This is a genomic window from Lichenibacterium dinghuense (assembly GCF_021730615.1).
In the GTDB taxonomy this organism is placed as follows: Bacteria; Pseudomonadota; Alphaproteobacteria; order Rhizobiales; family Beijerinckiaceae; genus Lichenihabitans; species Lichenihabitans dinghuensis.
In genome coordinates this window covers 3622851-3642232 of the sequence record NZ_JAJLMN010000001.1, presented here as the reverse complement: position 1 = coordinate 3642232, position 19382 = coordinate 3622851, and the positions used below count along the sequence as shown (strand labels likewise).

At 69.5% G+C, this 19382-nt stretch carries 19 protein-coding genes, 1 tRNA gene, 2 pseudogenes and 1 other annotated feature; of the genes and pseudogenes, 13 read left to right on the top strand and 9 right to left on the bottom strand.

From position 1 onward, the window contains the following. Positions 1-2: 2 nt before the first annotated feature. The 4 genes from livM to L7N97_RS17400 all read left to right on the top strand — a co-directional run bounded on the left by livM (position 3) and on the right by L7N97_RS17400 (position 3440). Positions 3-1403 (top strand): high-affinity branched-chain amino acid ABC transporter permease LivM, encoded by a 1401-nt coding sequence (livM, locus tag L7N97_RS17415; protein ID WP_237482284.1) that lies wholly within the window; start codon positions 3-5, stop codon positions 1401-1403. After that, positions 1403-2311, top strand: a complete 909-nt coding sequence (locus L7N97_RS17410) for an ABC transporter ATP-binding protein (protein ID WP_237479562.1) — start codon at positions 1403-1405, stop codon at positions 2309-2311. The genes livM and L7N97_RS17410 overlap by 1 nt, the downstream gene beginning before the upstream one ends. Positions 2312-2376: 65 nt before the next feature. Further along, entirely contained in the window at positions 2377-3087 is a 711-nt protein-coding gene (locus L7N97_RS17405) for an ABC transporter ATP-binding protein (RefSeq protein WP_237482282.1), read from the top strand. Continuing rightward, complete coding sequence (locus tag L7N97_RS17400) at positions 3087-3440, top strand: DUF6867 family protein (protein ID WP_237479561.1); 354 nt, start codon at positions 3087-3089, stop codon at positions 3438-3440. Before L7N97_RS17405 ends, L7N97_RS17400 begins: the two co-directional genes overlap by 1 nt. A gap of 72 nt (positions 3441-3512) precedes the next feature. Here L7N97_RS17400 and L7N97_RS17395 read toward each other — a convergent pair whose 3' ends face one another. The 5 genes from L7N97_RS17395 to modA all read right to left on the bottom strand — a co-directional run bounded on the left by L7N97_RS17395 (position 3513) and on the right by modA (position 8921). Continuing rightward, on the bottom strand, positions 3513-4463 hold the full coding sequence (locus L7N97_RS17395; protein WP_237479560.1) for a flagellin N-terminal helical domain-containing protein: 951 nt from the start codon (positions 4461-4463) through the stop codon (positions 3513-3515). Positions 4464-4857: 394 nt separating this feature from the next. Then, positions 4858-5805 carry a flagellin N-terminal helical domain-containing protein gene (locus L7N97_RS17390; RefSeq protein ID WP_237479559.1) on the bottom strand — a complete coding sequence of 316 codons (948 nt, stop codon included), beginning with the start codon at positions 5803-5805 and terminating at the stop codon, positions 4858-4860. Between the two features lie 478 nt (positions 5806-6283). Continuing rightward, positions 6284-7411, bottom strand: a complete 1128-nt coding sequence (modC, locus tag L7N97_RS17385; protein WP_237479558.1) for a molybdenum ABC transporter ATP-binding protein — start codon at positions 7409-7411, stop codon at positions 6284-6286. Then, the gene (modB, locus tag L7N97_RS17380) at positions 7408-8103 is read right to left on the bottom strand and encodes a molybdate ABC transporter permease subunit (protein WP_237482280.1); all 696 of its coding nucleotides are present in this window, start codon (positions 8101-8103) and stop codon (positions 7408-7410) included. The genes modC and modB overlap by 4 nt, the downstream gene beginning before the upstream one ends. Then, positions 8103-8921, bottom strand: a complete 819-nt coding sequence (gene modA / locus L7N97_RS17375; RefSeq protein WP_237479557.1) for a molybdate ABC transporter substrate-binding protein — start codon at positions 8919-8921, stop codon at positions 8103-8105. The genes modB and modA overlap by 1 nt, the downstream gene beginning before the upstream one ends. A 110-nt stretch (positions 8922-9031) precedes the next feature. On the opposite strand from modA, the gene tsaA reads away from it, so the two are divergent. Beyond that, positions 9032-9523, top strand: coding sequence for a tRNA (N6-threonylcarbamoyladenosine(37)-N6)-methyltransferase TrmO (tsaA, locus tag L7N97_RS17370; protein WP_237479556.1), 492 nt, complete (start codon positions 9032-9034; stop codon positions 9521-9523). Between the two features lie 17 nt (positions 9524-9540). On the opposite strand, the gene derI is transcribed toward tsaA, so the two are convergent. Further along, entirely contained in the window at positions 9541-9999 is a 459-nt protein-coding gene (gene derI / locus L7N97_RS17365) for a D-erythrulose-4-phosphate isomerase (protein ID WP_237479555.1), read from the bottom strand. A gap of 137 nt (positions 10000-10136) precedes the next feature. On the opposite strand from derI, the gene L7N97_RS17360 reads away from it, so the two are divergent. After that, positions 10137-11066 (top strand): sugar phosphate isomerase/epimerase family protein, encoded by a 930-nt coding sequence (locus L7N97_RS17360; RefSeq protein ID WP_237479554.1) that lies wholly within the window; start codon positions 10137-10139, stop codon positions 11064-11066. A 283-nt stretch (positions 11067-11349) separates the two neighbouring features. After that, a complete protein-coding gene (locus L7N97_RS17355) occupies positions 11350-12111 on the top strand; it encodes a triose-phosphate isomerase (RefSeq protein ID WP_237479553.1) in 762 nt (253 codons plus the stop codon). Positions 12112-12256: 145 nt separating this feature from the next. Here L7N97_RS17355 and L7N97_RS17350 read toward each other — a convergent pair whose 3' ends face one another. Next, the gene (locus L7N97_RS17350) at positions 12257-12973 is read right to left on the bottom strand and encodes a cytochrome b561 domain-containing protein (protein WP_237479552.1); all 717 of its coding nucleotides are present in this window, start codon (positions 12971-12973) and stop codon (positions 12257-12259) included. On the opposite strand from L7N97_RS17350, the gene L7N97_RS17345 reads away from it, so the two are divergent. Together L7N97_RS17345 and L7N97_RS17340 are read left to right on the top strand one after the other, a co-directional pair. Continuing rightward, a complete protein-coding gene (locus L7N97_RS17345) occupies positions 12948-13649 on the top strand; it encodes a Rossmann-fold NAD(P)-binding domain-containing protein (protein ID WP_237479551.1) in 702 nt (233 codons plus the stop codon). The two genes, L7N97_RS17350 and L7N97_RS17345, sit on opposite strands and share 26 nt — an antisense overlap. Next, a pseudogene (locus L7N97_RS17340) lies at positions 13567-14810 on the top strand (IS3 family transposase). Before L7N97_RS17345 ends, L7N97_RS17340 begins: the two are co-directional and overlap by 83 nt. Then, positions 13848-13964: a sequence feature (AL1L pseudoknot), on the top strand. It overlaps the preceding pseudogene by 117 nt. A gap of 41 nt (positions 14811-14851) precedes the next feature. Here the strand turns inward: L7N97_RS17340 and L7N97_RS17335 are convergent. Further along, positions 14852-15013, bottom strand: a pseudogene (locus L7N97_RS17335) (IS110 family transposase); the annotation flags it as partial. Positions 15014-15720: 707 nt separating this feature from the next. On the opposite strand from L7N97_RS17335, the gene L7N97_RS17330 reads away from it, so the two are divergent. From L7N97_RS17330 to L7N97_RS17315, 4 genes are all read left to right on the top strand, one after another. Further along, positions 15721-15930: a hypothetical protein gene (locus L7N97_RS17330; RefSeq protein WP_237479550.1), complete on the top strand. Its 210-nt coding sequence runs from the start codon at positions 15721-15723 to the stop codon at positions 15928-15930. Between the two features lie 114 nt (positions 15931-16044). Further along, positions 16045-16572, top strand: a complete 528-nt coding sequence (locus L7N97_RS17325; RefSeq protein WP_237479549.1) for a hypothetical protein — start codon at positions 16045-16047, stop codon at positions 16570-16572. 451 nt (positions 16573-17023) lie between these two features. Then, on the top strand, positions 17024-17431 hold the full coding sequence (locus tag L7N97_RS17320; RefSeq protein ID WP_237479548.1) for a hypothetical protein: 408 nt from the start codon (positions 17024-17026) through the stop codon (positions 17429-17431). A 616-nt stretch (positions 17432-18047) separates the two neighbouring features. Beyond that, positions 18048-19094 carry a recombinase family protein gene (locus tag L7N97_RS17315; protein WP_237479547.1) on the top strand — a complete coding sequence of 349 codons (1047 nt, stop codon included), beginning with the start codon at positions 18048-18050 and terminating at the stop codon, positions 19092-19094. A 112-nt stretch (positions 19095-19206) separates the two neighbouring features. On the opposite strand, the gene L7N97_RS17310 is transcribed toward L7N97_RS17315, so the two are convergent. Beyond that, positions 19207-19283: transfer RNA gene (locus L7N97_RS17310), tRNA-Met, on the bottom strand. Between the last annotated feature and the right edge of the window lie 99 nt (positions 19284-19382).

Here is a 19382-nt window from a genome sequence, read left to right as displayed (position 1 = left end):
TGATGGAAGCCAAGACCCCGGTCCCCGGCGCCGTCTCCGCGGCCGCCCCGCCGGCGCCGATCTTCGACCTCGTGGCGGCGCTCAGAAGCGCCGCATTCTCGGGCTTGGTCACGCTGGGCCTCGGCGTGCCGCTGCTCGCCTACGACACGCATCCCGACATCTCCAACGCCCTCGTGGTGGTGCCGCGCTGGTCGTGGGCGCTGTGGGCCGCCGCCATCGTCTTCGCGGGGCGCTTCCTCGGCCTCCTCGTGGGCGCCCGCCCCCGCGCCGCCAAGCGCCCGCAGCAGCTCCGGACCCCCGGCCGGGCCGAGACGGTGCTCAAGGCCAACCTCGCCTGGTTCGCGATCGCGGCGCTGGTCGCCTTTCCGCTGGTGATGGTCGGCGCGCTCGGCGCCAACGGCTCGCTGAAGTGGATCAACAACTACGGCATCCAGATCCTCATCTACGTGATGCTGGGCTGGGGCCTGAACATCGTGGTCGGCCTCGCCGGCCTGCTCGACCTCGGCTACGTGGCCTTCTACGCGGTGGGCGCCTATTCCTACGCGCTTCTGTCCACCACCTACGGCCTCTCCTTCTGGATCTGCCTGCCGCTGGCCGGCATCCTGGCCGCCTTCTGGGGCATGATCCTCGGCTTCCCGGTGCTGCGCCTGCGCGGCGACTACCTCGCCATCGTGACGCTGGCCTTCGGCGAGATCATCCGCATCGTCCTCATCAACTGGACGGACCTGACCAACGGCTACGCCGGCATCTCGGCGATCCCGCGCGCCACCTTCTTCGGCCTGCCGTTCACCGACAACGACGACGGCTTCGCGCACTTCTTCGGCATCGAGTACAACCCGATCCAGCGCACGGTCTTCCTGTTCTACCTCATCCTGTTCCTGGCGCTGCTCACCAACGCCGTGACGCTGCGGCTGCGTCGCCTGCCCGTCGGGCGCGCCTGGGAGGCGCTGCGCGAGGACGAGATCGCCTGCCGCTCGCTCGGCATCAACACGGTCAACACCAAGCTCACCGCCTTCGCGCTCGGCGCCATGTTCGGCGGCTTCGCGGGCTCGTTCTTCGCGGTGCGGCAGGCCTTCGTCTCCCCCGAATCCTTCACCTTCATCGAATCGGCCACGATCCTCGCCATCGTGGTGCTGGGCGGCATGGGCTCGCAGATCGGCGTCGCGCTGGCCGCGACCGTGCTGATCGGCGGCACGGAGCTGTTGCGCGAGCTCGACTTCCTGAAGACCATCTTCGGCCAGGACTTCGACCCCGTGCAGTACCGCATGCTGATCTTCGGCGGCGGCATGGTGCTGATGATGATCTGGCGCCCGCGCGGCATCATCGCGACCCGCTCGCCCTCCATCTTCCTCAAGGAACGCAAGGCGATCGCGGGCGACATGGTCAAGGAAGGTCACGGCTGATGCGCTGGCAGAGCGATCCCCTGCTCGTCGTCGAACACGTCTACATGCGGTTCGGCGGCCTCGTCGCCGTCAACGACCTGTCGTTCACGGTGGGGCGCGGCGACATCACGGCGCTGATCGGCCCCAACGGCGCCGGCAAGACCACCGTGTTCAACTGCATCACGGGCTTCTACAAGCCCACCGAGGGGCGCATGGCGCTGGCCCGCCAGGGCATCGCGGCGCCCGAGGACGTGCTGTCCCTCACGCGCTCCGGCAAGAAGCACATGCGCGGCGCGTCCGGCGACCTGTACCTGCTCGAGCGCATGCCCGACCAGGAGATCGCCCGCACGGCCAAGGTGGCGCGCACGTTCCAGAACATCCGCCTGTTCACCGGCATGACCGTGCTGGAGAACATGCTGGTCGCCCAGCACAACGCGCTGATGCACGCCTCCGGCATGACCGTGGGCGGGCTGCTCGGCCTCGGCGGCTACCGCGGCAAGGAGCGGGACGCGGTCGACAAGGCGCGGTTCTGGCTCGACACGATCGGCCTCATCGACCGCGCCGACGACCCCGCGGGCGACCTGCCCTACGGCGACCAGCGGCGGCTGGAGATCGTGCGCGCCATGTGCACCGACCCCGTGCTGCTGTGCCTCGACGAGCCGGCGGCGGGCCTCAACCCGCGCGAGTCGCTGGAGCTCAACACCCTGCTGCGCCTGATCCGCGACCACCACGGCACCTCCGTGCTGCTGATCGAGCACGACATGAGCGTGGTGATGACCATCTCGGACCACGTGGTGGTGCTCGACTACGGCACCAAGATCGCCGACGGCGAGCCCGCCGCGGTGCGCGACGACCCCAAGGTCATCGCCGCCTATCTCGGCGTGGCGGACGACGAGGTGGCCGAAGTGGAAGCGGAGATCGGAGCGTGAGCGTCGTCACCGAAGCCGCCCCGCCCCGCGCCCCCGCGGCGCGCCGCGAGGGCGCGGCCAGGCCCATGCTGTCGATCCGCGGCCTGCAGACCTACTACGGCAAGATCTGCGCCCTGAAGGGCATCGACATGGACGTCAACCAGGGCGAGATCGTCACCCTGATCGGCGCCAACGGGGCGGGCAAATCCACCCTGATGATGACGATCTTCGGCAGCCCGCGCGCCCGCGAGGGCTCGATCACCTACGAGGGCCGCGACATCACGCGGCTGCCGACGCACGAGATCGCGCGCCTCGAGATCGCCCAGTCGCCGGAAGGCCGGCGCATCTTCCCGCGCATGACCGTCTACGAGAACCTGCAGATGGGCGCGGCGATCAACAAGTTCGCCCACTTCGACCAGGACCTAGAGCGCGCCTTCACGATCTTCCCGCGGCTGAAGGAGCGCGCGCAGCAGCGCGGCGGCACGCTGTCGGGCGGCGAGCAGCAGATGCTGGCCATCGCCCGCGCGCTGATGAGCCGGCCGCGGCTGCTGCTGCTCGACGAGCCGTCGCTGGGCCTCGCGCCCCTGATCGTGCGCCAGATCTTCGACGTGATCCGCGACCTCAACAAGACGGAGGGGCTGACCGTGTTCCTGGTGGAGCAGAACGCCTTCCACGCGCTGAAGCTCGCCGACCGCGGCTACGTGATGGTCAACGGGCTCATCACCATGTCGGGCACCGGGCAGGACCTCTTGAGCCGGCCCGAGGTGCGCGCCGCCTACCTCGAAGGGGGACACTGATGGGCGGGTTGCTGTACCCGGACGAGCCGGGGGCGCTCGGCGCCTTCGTGTTCTTCACGGTGGTGCTGGGCGGGCTCGGCGGCATCGCGACGGGCCGCGCCTTCGCGGGCTCCTGGAAGCCCCTCCTCACGCTGCCGCTGGCCCTGCTGGCGATGGCCGCGGCGGTGCGCTTCCTCAGCTACGCGCTGGCCGCCGAGGACCTGCTGTCCCTGCAATACTACATCGTGTCGCTGGTCTTCGTGGTGCTCGGAGCCGCCTACGGGTTCCGGGCCAAGCGCACCGAACAGATGTGCCGGCAGTATCCGTGGCTCTTCGGCAAGGCCGGCCCGGTGAACTGGACGCACCGCGCCTGACCGGGATGCCGAAGGGCGAGCCCTTCGGCGGGGTCCGGGGCGGCGCCCCGGCTCGCCCGGCCCGTCCCCGGCTCACGAGGCTCCGAACAGCTTCAGGATGAGCTGGCTGTTCTGGTTGGCGATGGACAGCGCCTGGATGCCGAGCTGCTGCTGCGTCTGCAGCGCCTGGAGCTTGGTCGAGGCGACGTTCATGTCGGCGTCGACCAGCGAGCCCACGCCCGAGGTGATCGCGTCCGACAGCGACTGCACGTAGCTCTGCTGGTTGGTGATGACGCTCGACGCGGTGCCGAGCTGCGCTCCCGCGCCCGTCACCTGGGTGATGATCTTGTCGACGTCCGACTGCAGCGCGGCGAGGTCGCCCGTCGTCGCGGTGGTGATGTTGATGGCGAGCAGGCTGCCCTGCGCGTAGTTGCCCGCGCTCGAACCGGCACCGGTGGCGCCGGCCACCCCCGAGCCCGAGAAGGCGCCGAGCGACACGGCCAGGATGCCGCCCGCGCCGGCCACCTGCGTGCCCGAGGTGCCGGAGGTGTTGACCGTCAGCGTCTGCACGCTGGTGGCGCCCGACGCGTTGCGGGTGAACGAGGCCACGAAGGAGGCCGACGTGCCCGACGAGCCGTCGACGAGGTTGACGCCGTTGAAGGAGGCCGAGGACAGCACGGCGATGAGGCTCTGCTGCTGGGCCGTGATGTCGGTCTGCACGGCCGAGAGCGAGGTGCCCGGCTCCTGCGCGGTGACGAGGTCGTTCTTGATGTTGTCGAGCAGCGTCAGCGTCGAGGTGACGGCCGCTGTGGCGGTCGACACCACCGAGGAGCCGAGGTTCAGCGCGTCCGACACCGCCGACAGCGCGCCGGTGTCGGAATCGAGCTTGGTCGAGATGGACCAGTAGGCGGCGTTGTCGGACGCCGTCGCGACGCGCAGGCCGGACGAGATCTGCGACTGCGTGGTGTTGAGCGCGTTCTGGGTGGCGGCGAGGTTCTGCAACGCCGTCATGGCCGACGTGTTGGTGAGGATGCTGGAGCTCATCGGGGGCGATCCGGAGGAGGGACGGACGAGGACATCCCGGACTGGAACCGGTGCGACGGGGCGGCCTGATGCCTCCGACCCCCCTGGGCCGGTCCGACGCCCGACAGGTTTAGCTCCCCAAGAATGAGCAGAATCTAAATTTCGAGCGCATCCCACCCGGCGCCGCGCCGAGCGTTAACGCCTGGTGAAGAGCCGATGCGCCCCCGCGCCGGCGGGCCGATCGGACCATCCCGTTCTCGGCGGTCCTCCCCCCCTTGTCGCTGCCGCGGTCCCCCATGTCGCCGGCTGGGAGGCTCTGCCCTTCTCCCCTCGCGGGAGAAGGATGCCAGCACCGACGCTGCGAGCGTCACGGATATGGTCGCTCGCGAGCGAGGGCGCGGCGACCACCACGACATCACTGGCCGAACAGCTTGAGGATGAGCTGGCTGTTCTGGTTGGCGATGGACAGGGCCTGGATGCCGAGCTGCTGCTGCGTCTGCAGCGCCTGGAGGCGGGTCGAGGCGACGTTCATGTCGGCGTCGACCAGCGAGCCCACCCCCGACGTGATGGCGTCCGACAGCGACGAGACGTAGGCCTGCTGGTTGGTGATGACGCTCGACGCCGTGCCGAGCTGGGTGCCGGCACCCGTCACCTGGGAGATGAGCTGGTCGACGCCGGCCTGCAGCGCCTTGAGATCCGCCGCCGTGGCGCTGGTGATGTCGATGGCGAGGAGGCTGCCGGCCGCGTAGGCGCCGGCGCTGGCCCCGGTGCCGGCGGTCCCCTGGGCCGAGGTGCTGATCGTGCCGCTGATCGCGACGGCGAGGATGCCGCCGGTGCCGCCGATCTGCGTGCCCGAGGTGCCGGAGGTGTTCACGCTCAGCGTCTGCACGCTGGTGCTGCCCGACGCGTCGCGGGTGAAGGACGACACGAAGGACGCCGACGTGCCCGACGACCCGTCGAGCAGGTTGACGCCGTTGAACGAGGCCGAAGACAGGATCGAGATCAGGCTCTTCTGCTGGGCCGAGATGTCGGTCTGCACGCTGGCCGTCGAGGTGCCCGGCTGCTGGGCGGTGACGAGGTCGGCCTTGATCTTGTTCAGCAGCGTCAGCGTCGAGGTGACGGCGGCGGACGCGGTGCTGACCAGGGAGCTGCCGAGGTTCAGCGCGTCCGACACCGCCGAGAGCGCGCCGGTGTCGGACTTCATGGTGGAGGAGATCGACCAGTAGGCCGCGTTGTCGGACGCCGTCGCGACCTTGAGGCCGGACGAGATCTGCGCCTGCGTGGAGGCCAGCGACTTCTGCGTCGAGGCCAGGTTCTGCAGCGCCGTCATGGCGGAGGCGTTGGTGAGGATGCTGGAGCTCATGGTGAGATGTCCCGATCGTCGTGAGGCGAGGACATCCCGGGCTCTGACCGGTGCGAGGGGGCGGCCTCATGCCTTCGGCCCCCGAGGGCCGACCCGACGCGCGTTCGGCGATGGGCGGACGTCGATCTCGACAGTATCGACGGCCCGTCGCCGCTGTTCTTCTCGGAACATGGCCCGCCATCGCGCACGCCGGACGCGCGAGACCACGATCGCCGAGCAGAGACGGATCGACCAGACCCGCCCAGCGCGCGCGACGTCGGTCGAGCGATGAAGGACATAGCAGGAGGCAGTGCCGGCACGAAGATCAGATGCGTCGAACGATCGACACGGACCGACTTCAACCTCGACCCTTATAGTCGATCTCGCGCCAGGGCGAATTCACATTTGCGACAGGTGGCCGACGATAGTTGAGGCCGTGAGACTGAAACAGGTGAGGCAGGTTGCCGCAGGTCGAGATCCGGGCCGGGCGGGACGCCGGTCACACCGTGCCGTCGTAGCGGCCGAGCCTCGCCGCGCCGGAGGAGCGGTCGAGCGCCACGCTCTTCACCACGGCGAAGACGGGCACACCGGGCTCCAGCGCCATCTCGGCGAGCGACAGGCGGGTGATGCGCGCCAGCAGCGCCGCGCCGCCGCAGTCGAGCCGGACCTCGGCGCCGGCGCCGTCGAGGTCGCGCAGCTCCGCCACGACGGCCGGCAGCGCGTTCAGCGCGCTGGTGCCGACCGGCGCGCCGCGGCTCAGCATCACATCGCGGGCCGGCACCTGGACGCGCAGCGCCGAGCCGAGGGGCAGGTCGATGCGCGGCACGCGCAGCGCGCCGGCGCGGGTGTCGAGCGTGGTGAGGCCGAAGCGCTCGTCCTGCGCGGCCACGCGGGCGTCGAGCACCGCGCCGGCCTCGCGCGCGCCGAGGAGCGGCGCCACGTCGAGCCGCGACAGCACCTCGGCGGCGGGGCCCGCGGCGGTGACGCGGCCGGCGTCGAGCACCACCAGCGTGTCGGCGAGCCGCGCCACCTCGGGGACCGAGTGCGACACGTAGACGATGGGCACGCCGGCCTCGTCGCGCAGGCGCTCGACGTAGGGCAGGATCTCGGCCTTGCGGGCGTCGTCGAGCGCGCTCAATGGCTCGTCCATCAGCAGGAGGCGGGGCTTCGCCAGCAGCGCCCGGCCGATGGCGACGCGCTGCTTCTCGCCGCCCGACAGGCCCGCCGGCCGGCGGGCCAGCAGCGGCGCGATGCCGAGCAGGTCCACCACGGCGTCGAGCGCGGGGCCGGGCTCGCCCTTCGGCGCGAACCAGCGCCCGAACAGGAGGTTCTGCCGCACGGAAAGGTGCGGGAACAGCCGCCCCTCCTGGAACACGGTGCCGATGCGGCGCCGGTGGCGCGGCACGAAGACCCCGCGCTCCGTGTCGAGCAGCACGCGGTCGCCGAGCGCGATGCGCCCCCGCGCCGGCCGCAGCAGCCCGCCGATGGCGTCGACCAGCGTGGTCTTGCCCGCGCCCGAGCGGCCGAACAGCGCGGTGACGCCGCCCGGGGCCGCGAAGCTCACGTCGAGCGCGAAGGCGCCGCGGCGGTGGGCGACCTCGACCGACAGGGCCGCGCCCGCCGTCACGCCAGCAGGCGCCGGGACGCGCGCCGCGCCAAGGCCTCGGACAGGGCCAGCGCCGCCGTCGACACCGCGACGGCCACGAGGGTGAGCTTCAGCGCGTCCCCCTCGCCGCCCGGCACCTGCGTGAAGGTGTAGATGGCGGAGGGCAGCGTCTGCGTCTCGCCGGGGATGTTGGCCACGAAGGTGATGGTGGCGCCGAACTCGCCCATGGAGCGGGCGAAGGACAGGATCAGACCCGCGATGATGCCGGGCAGGACGAGCGGCAGGGTGACGAGGGCGAAGACCGCGGCCGGCGACGCGCCGAGCGTGCCGGCGGCCTCCTCCAGCCTGCGGTCGACCGCCTCGATCGACAGCCGCATGGCCCGCACCATCAGCGGGAAGCCCATCACGGCGCAGGCCAGGGCCGCGCCGGTCCAGCGGAACGCGAGGGTGATCCCGAAGGCGTCGTGCAGCCAGGCGCCGATCGGCCCGCGGCGGCCGAAGCCGAGGAGCAGCAGGTAGCCGGTGACGACCGGCGGCAGCACGAGCGGCAGGTGCACCAGCGTGTCGAGCAGGGCGCGGCCGGGAAAGCGGCCCCGCGCCAGGAGGTAGGCCACCGCGAGCCCGAACGGCAGGCTCGCCAGGGTGGCGGTGGTGGACACGAGCAGGCTCAGCCGCAGCGCCGCGAAGGCCTCCGCCCCGAGCCAGCCCTCGATCACCACTGCTGCGGCACGGGCTTCTGCAGGGTGGTGAAGCCCTGCGCCTTGAAGATCCCGGCCGCCTTCTCGCCGCGCAGGAACAGCAGGAACTGCGACGCCTGGGGGCTCTGGGAGTCCTTGGTGAGGGCGACCGGGTAGACGATCGGCGGGTGGCTGTCCGCCGGGAAGGTGCCGACGATCCTGACCTTGGGCTCGGCGGCCGCGTCGGTGGCGTAGACCACGCCGAGCGGCGCCTCGCCGCGGGCCACGAAGGCCAGGGCGGCGCGGACGCTCTCGGCCTGGGCGATGTGGTCCCTGACCCCGTCCCAGGCGCCGAGCTTCTGGAGGGCGGCCTTGCCGTATTTGCCGGCCGGCACGGCGTCGACGTTGCCCATGGCGAGGCGGCCGCCCTTCAGCGCCCCGGCGAGGTCGAAGCCCTGGCGGATGTCCACCTTGACGGTGGAGTCCTTCGGCGCCACCAGCACGATCTCGTTGCCGAGCAGGTCGACGCGGGTGCCGTCCTTGATGAGGCCGGCCTTCTGCGCCGCGTCCATCCAGTCGGTGTCGGCCGAGAAGAAGAGGTCGGCGGGTGCGCCCGCCGCGATCTGCTGCTCCAGCGCGTTGGAGGCCGCGAAGGACAGCTTCGGGGCCGCGTAGCTGTAGGAGGCCCACAGGCCCGCCGCGTCGTCCATGGCGTTCTTCAGGCTCGCGGCGGCGAAGACGACGGGGGCGGCGCCGACCCCGACCGCGGCCGCCTGGGCCGAGGCCGCGGTGGAGCCGAGCGGCAACAGGGCGGCCAAGGCCGCACCGAGCCAGAACCGTCGCGTGATCGCCATATCGCCGCCCTCGACCGTGATAGTCGGCTCGATATAGCGCCGGCGCCGGAGCTGTCCATGGCGCGCGCCGGACCCGGCCGCTATCCTCCGCGGGCGCGGGAGGGACGGGCATGGTGCGGCGGGACGAGATCAGGCCGGGCGAGGTGGCGAGCGAGCCGCCGGCCGCCACCGACGCAGGGCTCGTCTTCATCGGGCGCATCCGCACGCCCTGGACCGACCGCCTGGACTGCCCGCGCCAGGGCCGGCGCGACGGCCCGGTGTGCCGCATCGAGCTGTTCCGGCCCTGGGACGAGGCGCTCGACGGGCTGGAGCAGTATGGATCGATAGAGGTGCTGTACTGGCTCGACCGGTCGCGCCGCGACCTCCTGCGCCAGAGCCCGAAGAGCGACGGGGCGAGCCGCGGCACCTTCTCGCTGCGCTCGCCGGTGCGGCCGAACCCGATCGGCACGTCGCTCGTGACCCTGGTGGGGATCGAGGGCGCGGTCGTGTCCGTGCGCGGGCTCGACTGCCTCGACGGCACGCCCCTGATCGACCTCAAGCCCGACCGCTGCGCCTTCACCCCGCTGGCGCCGCGCCAGCCGGGCGACGACCAAGTGGGATGACGCCGCCGACCGGCGGCTCAGCCCTTGGTGTACTTGCCGTCGAGCTTCTCGATGGCGCCGACGTTGCCGGCCGAGGAGCCCTTGGGGTCGAACGCGGAGGCGAGGTAGGTGTCGACGATCGCCTTGGCGAGCTCGGGCCCCACCACGCGGGCGCCGAGCGTGATGATCTGCGCGTTGTTGCTGGTGGCGGCCTTGCCGGCCGAATAGGTGTCATGGGCCTGCGCGGCGCGGATGCCCGGCACCTTGTTGGCCGAGATGCACACGCCGATGCCCGTGCCGCAGAACAGGAGGCCGCGGTCGAACCGCCCCTCGGTGATCGAGAGCCCGACGCGCTCGGCCGTGTCGGCGTAGAATTCCGGGGTCGAGTCCGAGGCGGGCGACAGGTCCGTCACCTCGACGCCCTTGTCGGCGAGGTGCTTGGCGACGACGTCGAGCAGCGGCTTGCCGGCGCTGTCCGCGCCGATGACGAGCTTCATGGGTTCCTCCCGGGGGTCCGCCCGGCCGCGCCGGGCTTGCCTGTATTTAATTTCAGCGCTTGCAAAAAAAATTCAAGCCTGCTTTCCCTTTCGGCGAGACCGGCGGCGAGCCGGCGCGCATCATGGGGGAGGGGCGGATGGGCTTCACGCTGTCGTTGAGCACGAATCCCTTCGTGAACCGCTTCGCGGAGCCCGAGGAGCTGGCGGCCGTGCTGGCCGGCGAGGTCGGCATCGGCAACATCCAGCTCACCCACGAGTTCATCGACCCCGCCTGGCCGGCCGCCCTCGTGCGCCGCACGACGGACCGCATGGCGCGGAGCTGCGCCGCCGAAGGCCTCGCCGTCACATCCATGATGACGGGCCCCTACGGCCGCCTGAACCACTTCGGCCACCCGGACCCCGACGCGCGCGCCCATTCGGTGGCGTGGTTCAAGGGGCTGGCCGACATCGCGGCCGACCTCGGCTGCCCGGCGATCGGCACGCAGTTCGCGATCCTCACCTTCCGCGACCACGACGACCCGGCGCGCCGCGCGGCGCGGCTGGCCGAGGCGCTCGGCTGCTGGCGCGAGGTGGCGGAGCACGCGCGGCGCCGCGGCCTCACCTGGCTGTTCTGGGAGCCGATGTCGGTCGGCCGCGAGCTCGGCCACACGCAGGCCTCCACGCGCGCCCTCCAGGCCGACATCGACGCCGCCGCGCTGCCGATCCCGCTGCTGCCGATGGTCGACATCGACCACGGCGACGTGTCCTCGCCCGACGCGGTCGACACCGACCCCTACGCCTGGGCGCGCAACTTCGCGACGCGCTCGCCCATCATCCACATCAAGCAGTCGACGATGAACAAGGGCGGCCACTGGCCCTTCACGGCCGAGCGCAACCGCGACGGCCGCATCCAGCCCGAGCCGCTGCTGGCCGCCGTGCGGGACGGGGGCGGCACCGACAACGAGCTGTGCCTGGAGCTCGCGTGGCGCGAGCGCGAGCCGAGCGACCGGGCCGTGGTCGCGGAGATGCGGGAATCGGTGGCCTTCTGGTCCGCCCACGTCGCGGCGCGCCCGGCGCGCGCGGCCTAGAGGCTGTTATGAACCATGGATGGTGGCTCGACTGGAGCCATTTTCGGATGATCGGCAGGAGACTTGCGATGAGCGTGGCTGAGCCACGGTCGAGCAAGTCGACGAACCGAGCGCCGAAAAGGGCCCGGCCCCTCCGGGGTTGCGGCGCAGCGGCCGCCTGGTGCGTCGAAGCTCTTGCCGGTACGGACGTACCGGCTGCAAGCTTCTCCTGCCATTCGGCTCGCCGCGCCGCAATGGAGCCGCCCTCCATGGTTCATAACAGCCTCTAGACGGAGACGCGCGCATGCCCTTCGACACGCTCTGGATCGGCACGAGCTGGAAGATGAACAAGCTCCGCGCCGAGGCGCGGGCCTTCGTCGAGGCGCTGAAGGCGTCCGACCTCGCGCGCTCGACGCCGGCGCAGCTCTTCATCATCCCGCCCTTCACGGCGGTGGCCGAGGTGGCGCAGCTCCTCGCCGGGACGCGGGTGCGGGTCGGCGTGCAGAACGTCCACTGGGCCGAGGCCGGCGCCTGGACGGGCGAGATCTCCGCCGCCATGGCGGCGGACTGCGGCGCGACGATCGCCGAGATCGGCCACAGCGAGCGCCGCGAGTTCTTCGGCGAGACCGACGAGACCGTCGCGCTGAAGGTCGCGGCGGCGCTCCGCCACGGGCTGACGCCGCTGGTCTGCGTGGGCGACACCCGCGCCGAATACGAGGCCGGCCGCACCGCCGAAGTGTTGGAAGGTCAGGTCCGCGCCGCGGTGTCGAAGGTGTCGCGGGCCGAGGCCGAGCGGGTCGTCATCGCCTACGAGCCGGTGTGGTCGATCGGCGAGGGCGGCACGCCGGCCGACCCCGGCTTCGCCGACGACCAGCACGCCCGCATCAAGGCGGTGCTCACCGAGGTCGTCGGCCGCGAGCCGCGCGTGCTCTACGGTGGCAGCGTCAACCCCGGCAACTGCGCCGAGCTGGCGTCCAGGCCCAACATCGACGGGCTGTTCATCGGCCGCTCGGCCTGGGCGCCGGAGGGCTTCCTCGGCATCGTCGGGCAGGTGTCCCCGGCCTGACGGGCCGGCACTTCGGGAACACGGACGGCTTCCAGGCCGGGTCAGGATGCGCGCCACGAAGCGAGCGGGCGGCGGCCGCGGATCTCGGGACGACGCGGGCGGAAGCGCTATCGGCGGCGGATGGGGTGCGACGCCGCACCGGAGTTCAGCTCCTCGATGTCCGGCGGTCGCCGGGATGCCGCGGATCGGGCCCCCAGAGCGAGGCATAGGTGTCCACCCATCTGCGCCGCGCCGCGCAGTCGAGGACGGAGATGACCGCCCCCGCCTGGAGCACGCCCACGACGAACAGCAGCCACACGGGGCTGCCGACGAGTTGCAGGCCGAGCAGGATCGTGACGCCGGCGAAGATCACGGCGCACCAGCCGGCGGGCTTGTGCCACCGCTCGAAGGCATGCCTTCGGGGCGTCATGTCGTAGTGGTCGCCGCGCCAGGTGCAGGGGTCGAGCGGGTCGCTGCCCGGGTCCGTCGGCCCACCCTTGCTCCCCCGAAGCAGGCCCGACGCGACCTGCAGCCAGCCGAGCGCCATCACAACGAGGCCGCAGCGGCCGTGGAGCGTGTCGAAGCGCCCGCTCGTCTCGGAAAGGATCACGCCGAGCGCTGCCGTGGCCAGGGCCATGCCGCCGTATTGCAGGCCGCGGTGCCAGCGCCACCACGTCAGGTTCTCGACCACGCGCGGAAAGTCCTGCCCCGGCGTGACCTTGAAGTAGCGCGCCGCGATGCCGCCGGCCGGCATCAGCAGGCCCCAGGCCGTGAGCATCAGCGCGCCGTGGACCGCCATCGCGGTCGTGACCGTTCCCGAAGCGGCGAGGCAGGATCCGACGGCGGAGGCGAAAACGATGGCCGTGATCAGGACCGACCACATCAGATGCGCCTCCCCATTCGCGCCGCTTCCGGACGCATGGCGCATCCTACCAGGATTTCAGCGGCAGGATTCGGCGTCGGGCGCCGAGCGCTTCGCAGTGCCCGACGCGCCGCCGCGCCAGATCGAAGTGCCGAACGCGCCGGGCATGTACCTCGGCTTGCGCGAGGGCGACGCACTGCGCGTGACGTCGTCGGCGATCGAGGACGGCGAGATCAGTCTCGCCACGGCCGAGGCCGGCACGACCGTGCTCGAATCCGAGACGATCCTCTGGGCGCAGGACCTCGCCGGCACCGGCGTCACGGTCAACGCCCTGCTGCCCGGTGGTGCCACCGAAACGGGGCTGATCCCGCCCTCGGTCGGCCCGGAAGCCCGCGCCGCGATGCTCCGCCCCGCGATCGTGGTGCCGCCGCTGTTGTGGCTCGCGTCCGACGCGTCGGCCGCCTTCACGGGGCGGCGGGTCGACGCAAAGCTTTGGCGGTCCGACCTTTCGCTGGGCGAGGCGGCGGAGCGAGCGTCGGAGGTGGCCGGCTGGGCGCAGCGAGCCGAACCGCGCCGGGTTTCCCGGAGGCTCCTGATCTTGCGAGAGTGGAGCCATGACGAAGCGCACACCCCCATTTTCCCCCGAGGTCCGCGAGCGTGCGGTCCGGATGGTGCAGGAGCACCAGGGCGAGCATAGCTCGCGACACGCGGCCATCCGGTCGATCGCGTCCAAGATCGGCTGTTCGGGGGAAACCCTGCGCAACTGGATCGAGGAAACCGAGAACAGCAAAGGTGCGAGGCTCGGCCCTGCATCGGACGAACGCGAGCGCATCAAAGCGCTGGAGCGCGAAGTCCGCGAGCTGCGTCAAGCCAACGAGATCTTGCGGAAGGCGAGCGCCTATTTTGCCATGGCGGAGCTCGACCGCCGATCGCGGACATGAAAGCCTTCATCGACGAGCACCGGGATGCTCACGGGGCCCTGCCGATCTGCAAGGTGCTGCCGATCGCCCCGTCCACATATTACGCCCATGCGGCGCGGCAGGCCGATCCCACCAAGCGGTCGGCCCGTGCCCGGAGCGATGGGGCGCTGATGGTCGAGATCCGCCGTGTGTTCGAGGAGAACTTCGGTGTTTACGGCGTTCGGAAGATCTGGCGGCAGCTCGGCCGCGAGGGGATCCCTGTCGCCCGCTGCACGGTGGCGCGCCTGATGCGCGTCTTGGGGCTGCAAGGGGTCGTGCGGGGAAGAAAGGCCCGCACCACAGTGCCGGATCCCTCGGCGGCTTGCCCGCTCGATCCTTCGACGAGCTCAGGATGAGGGGTGAACCGGCAGTTCAAGGCACCTCGTCCCAACGTGTTGTGGGTGTCCGACTTCACGTATGTGGCGACCTGGTCCGGGTTCGTCTATGTGGCTTTTGTCATCGACGTGTTCGCCCGCCGCATTGTTGGCTGGCGAGCTTCGCGCTCAGCCCAGACCAGCTTCGTGCTGGATGCGCTGGAGCAGGCCCTGCACGAGCGCCGACCTGTCGGCGGGCTCATCCACCACTCTGATCGAGGAGTACAGTACGTCAGTATCAAATACACAGAACGACTTACCGACGCCGGCATCGAACCGTCGGTCGGCAGCATAGAAGACAGTTACGACAACGCCCTCGCTGAAACCATCAACGGCCTGTTCAAGGCCGAGGTGATCCACCGGCTGGGGCCATGGCGGTCGTTCGAGGCCGTCGAATACGCCACGCTTGAGTGGATCGACTGGTACAATCACCGCCGGCTGCTCGAGCCGATCGGCAACGTCCCGCCGGCCGAAGCCGAAGCAGCCTTCTACGCCGCGCTTGAGGCCACCCCGATGGCGGCGTAACGTCCAAGCCAACCAGCCTCCGAGAAACCCGGCGCGGTTCACGCTTCCATTCCGATGAGGCAGGGTGCGAGCTTGGTGAAGAAGGGTACGACCTCGCCGCGGCGCAGCGAGCGGCGCACAAGCACCTTGCCCTCTACGTCGATGCCGTGAACCTGGAACACGTTCTTCGCCAGATCGAGGCCGATGGTGGTAACCTGTGCCATTGACAGCTCCTGTCGATGGGGGGTTGAAGGACCGCATCTTGGCACATCGATGCCGGTAGCAGGGGCCGTCCACCCCATCACTTCTCTGCCCGTCCGGCACGCACCATGCGGCCTGCATGTCGGCGCCGATCTTGGCGAAGGTCTCGGCCTGTCGCTTCTTGATCGCTTCGATCTCACGGTCGGACATCGGCTCACGGTTGGAGATGGCGCGGGCGGTGCCGTAGTCGGGCGAGAGGGTGAACCGGCCGGGGATGCCCATGGCGCGGTCGTAGCGACCGCGGAGTTTGGCGTAGGAAGTGCCGGCGGCGAGTTCGTGGGCGGTGATGTCGCCGTTCATGAAGAGCAGGCCGAGGGACGTCCCATAGATCGGGTCGGCAGCGCGTCGCAGGGCGGCTTCGAACAGGCGCTTGATCTGGGCGGGCGGTGTGCTGGCCTTCTGCTTCTCTGGCGGCTTGAGCTTGCCCGACGGGTAGCGCTCGCCGACCTGAGCCGGACGGCCGACCTTGCCCTTGGCGCGAGGTTTCGGCCACCCTTGAAGGTGCCTGCGTTGCCCTCGAAGTTCGAAATCGGCTCGACCATGACCATCAGGCTGTTCCTCAGGGGTGGGGACAGCCGAGAACATAGCACGAATATGAAGCCGCGCCTATGATGTGTAGCTTTGGCTACGCAGAGGTTCAGGTGCTTGGCGGGCTTACCTGCGGATCTCCATGAGCGAGATGGCGTGGCGCGAGGACAACCGCCGCATGTCCAACGTGGAGCAGACCCGCCGCGTCGCTGCCCTGGCCATCGCCAACTGCCACACGCTCGCCTTCTGCCGCTCCCCGACCTTCCGCACGCTCGCGCACCCGTCCCGTAATGCTTTTGTGCGATATTCTCCGGACGGTCGGATCGCGACCTTGAGGACCTGGCTCCGCTGAGGCTGTGTCCCTCAAACCACAGCCGTTCGACTCCTAATCGTCTGACGTTGCGACTTAGCTTGTCATAAGTGTTCTGCCTTGCTACGCGGGCTTCTAACCCGACAGGAGCGATCCATGACGTACTATGGAGCGACTAACAACGATTTCGGCTATTCCCGATCTGGCCTTTCTGGTCCGGGCTCTAGCTATTATACGTCGAATGCATACGGCTACGGATACTCTTATGAAGGACAAAATGGAGGAATTTACACACATTCTGTCTACACCTATAACGGCATATATTCAGACTATCATTCTTACACGTACGTCGGCAGCTCTCGTGAATACAGCACGGCAAGCGAATATCGTAGCTTCGGTGCAGGGTCGTCGGCCCCACTGAATTTTCCTTACGGATATACCGAGTCAATCTATGCATCACGGTCGATCGACGATACCGTATCGGGCAACTACGTCGATCAGACGCGCACCTCCTATCAAACGGAAAGCTTCTCTTCGGGTTACAGCACGACATATAGCGACACAGGTACCAGCGAGTTCGAGCATGGCTCGTTCGTGGCAGGCTCAGCGTCAAATTATTCGGTGGAGACGGTGACGAACCCCTATGGGTATTCGACCTACACGCCGGACCTGCGGACCTATTGAGGTGCCGCGTGGTGGCGGCTGACTCGCATCAGCCGCCACATCGCCCTCGGCCCTTCACCATCCTTCGCGACCCGATGGCCATTCTCCACATAGCGGAGGTTCGCCCGGACCCGGTTCCTGAACCCGCTGGCGGCTTACCCGCGCTGCGGCGTGTTCATCCTGTAGCCGCCGCACCATTGCACGCCGCGCTGCAACATGCGCCTGTGCGGGCGGTACTCACCTGTAGGACGGCGGAGCGCTGCCCGATCCCGCTCGATCCCGTGCCCAGGGATGGCGGGGCCGGACCCTACGCCAATCGCCACACGCTCGCTTCATGCCACTCTCCGCGACGTTTCGGCTTTGAAACCTTCGGCTCTCCACCTTGGCAGCGCTCCAGCGAACGCTCAGGATGACAAAATAGTAAGCCCTCCCATGTGAGGCTATAGCCGCCTCGAATGGGACACAGCGTAAGATGTTTGACATCAGAAAGGCTTGGAACGGCATCAGTGGCGGAAGATCTCATGCGCCAATTTCGACCATTCCGCGGGACGTCTTCTCTCGAAGAGCCGCCATCGACGTCCAGCTTACGACACTCGATGCTATCGAGCCAAGCGAGACACGCACCGCTCCCCGCTTCCTGCCCGCCAAAACCACAACCGTTCTCACAACCAAGAGCGGCAAGCGGTTGGCCGCGCGCATCATCAACGTGTCCTGCACGGGGGTAGCTGTTGAGGCCGAAGCGGTCGATCTCCGCGCCGACGATGTCGCCAAGGTCGGCAGCCGTCCCGTGACACCGGGGCGGCGCGTGGCGCACGGCATCGTGCTCGTCTTTCAAACGCCCCTTCTAGCTGAGGAGTGTGGTCCAGACATCGTGCTCTGATAGACTAGGTTAATCGCGATGCCTGGCCCCCGTCCCGTTCGCCGCCCCGTTCCACAAACCCGCACCATCCGGGGCGTATGGACCTTGTCGGCGCGGCGATCCCCGCCCGTCCCGCGGCCTCGGCGTTCGCCTTTGCGCCGGGGCTGCGGTCCCCCTCAAGAGGCCCATTTGAGCCGGCGCTCCACCTCGGCCAGCACACGGCACCAATGGCCGTCAGGACGCTTCTCCTGAGCCGCTAAGACGACATGGCGTGCGAGATAAACGGCCCCCCCGCCGTGACTGGCGATGAGCCTGTCGGCATCCCTTGCCACGGCCGGGGCTATGAGGCGGCGGAGGAAGCGAGCGACCATGCGGCGCGATCCTGAACGGAGCCGGCCCGATCCGGCAGGCTCAAGCTACATGGTTTCTTAACCTGTGATAATCCGAAAGCGTCACGCGCTACGCCAAACGCCACGGCGTAGCCGGCCCCTTGCCGTCCTTGAGCACTCGCCCGCACTTCTCAACGAAGTAGAGGTCTCAACGATCAGGGGAACATTTCGAACTGAGTTACGGCCGAGTGGACCGTCTCGACCAGAACTGAACGCCCCTTCCGGGACGTGACGGTGCGGCAGCGGGCGTGATCCGCGATGGGCGGCACGCCGGCGGCCGCGCCTATGGCTATCGAGCCGTGCCGGGCCGTCCGGGCGAGATGGAGATCGTCGGGGAGGAAGCGGCCGTGGTCCGGCGAATCCACGCCGCATATGGGGCCGGCCGGAGCCCGCGCGACATCGCGGGCGAGCTGAACCGCGAGGGCGTGGCGCCGCCGCGGGGCGACCGCTGGGCCGCGGTCACCATCAATGGCAACCGCAAGCGCGGCAACGGCATCCTGACGAACCCGCTCTACGACGGCGTGCTGATGTGGAACCGCGTGAGGATGATGAAAGACCCGGACACGGGCCGGCGTATCAGCCGCCCAAACGGTGAGGCGGAGTGGCACACGGCCCAGGCCGAGCACCTTCGCATCGTCGACCACGCCCTGTTCGAGCGCGTCGGGCGCATGAAGGAGCTCGCGGGCGGCGAGAGCCCACAGGATCACCGCCGGCCGAAGCATCTGCTGTCCGGCCTGCTGCGCTGCGCGGCCTGCGGCGGCGGCATGGGCGTGAAGGACCGCGACCACGGCCGGCTGCGCATCCAGTGCACCACGATGAAGGAGAGCGGGAGCTGCTCGGTGCGCCAGGCCTTCTATGCCGACGCCCTTGAGCGCTCCGTCGTCGAGGGCCTGCGCGAGCGCCTGCAGGATCGGGCCATGATCGACATCTACGTGAAGGCCTACAACGCGGAGCGGAAGCGCCTCGCCGCCGAGGCTGCGGGATCACGCCCCGCCATCGAAGCGCGGCTCACCGCGGCCGAGCGCGCCTACGATCGAGCCCACCAGGGCTACATGCGCGGGATCCTGTCGGAGGACGAGGCCGCGGAGGTCATCCCGCGGCTGCGCGCCGAGCGCGACGCTGTCCGGGCCGAGTTCGCCCTGTGCGACGCGGCGCCGGCCGTGCTGCGGGTCTCCCCGCCGGCCGTCAAGTCCACCTCGCCGCGATCGATCGCCTGGACGAGGCGCTGGAGCGCGATGCCGCCGACGGCGAGATGGAACCACGCGCGGCCTTCCGCGAGCTCGTGCAGCGCGTGATGGTCCGAGCCACGGGTGTCGACAAGGGCGTGATGATCGAAGTCACCGGGCGCCTCGCTGCACTCACAGGTGCGGGGCCGCTGTCCGTTGCGACTTCGGTCGGGGGTTTCGTTGGTAGCGGGAGAGGGACTCGAACCCCCGACACGCGGATTATGATTCCGCTGCTCTAACCAGCTGAGCTACCCCGCCAAGCGCCGCCTCAGCGGCACGTCCGGTCTATAGGGTGGACGAACGCGATCTGTCAACACGCCTCCGCCGGACGAGCATGGCGGAGGGAGGGCCGGGTCC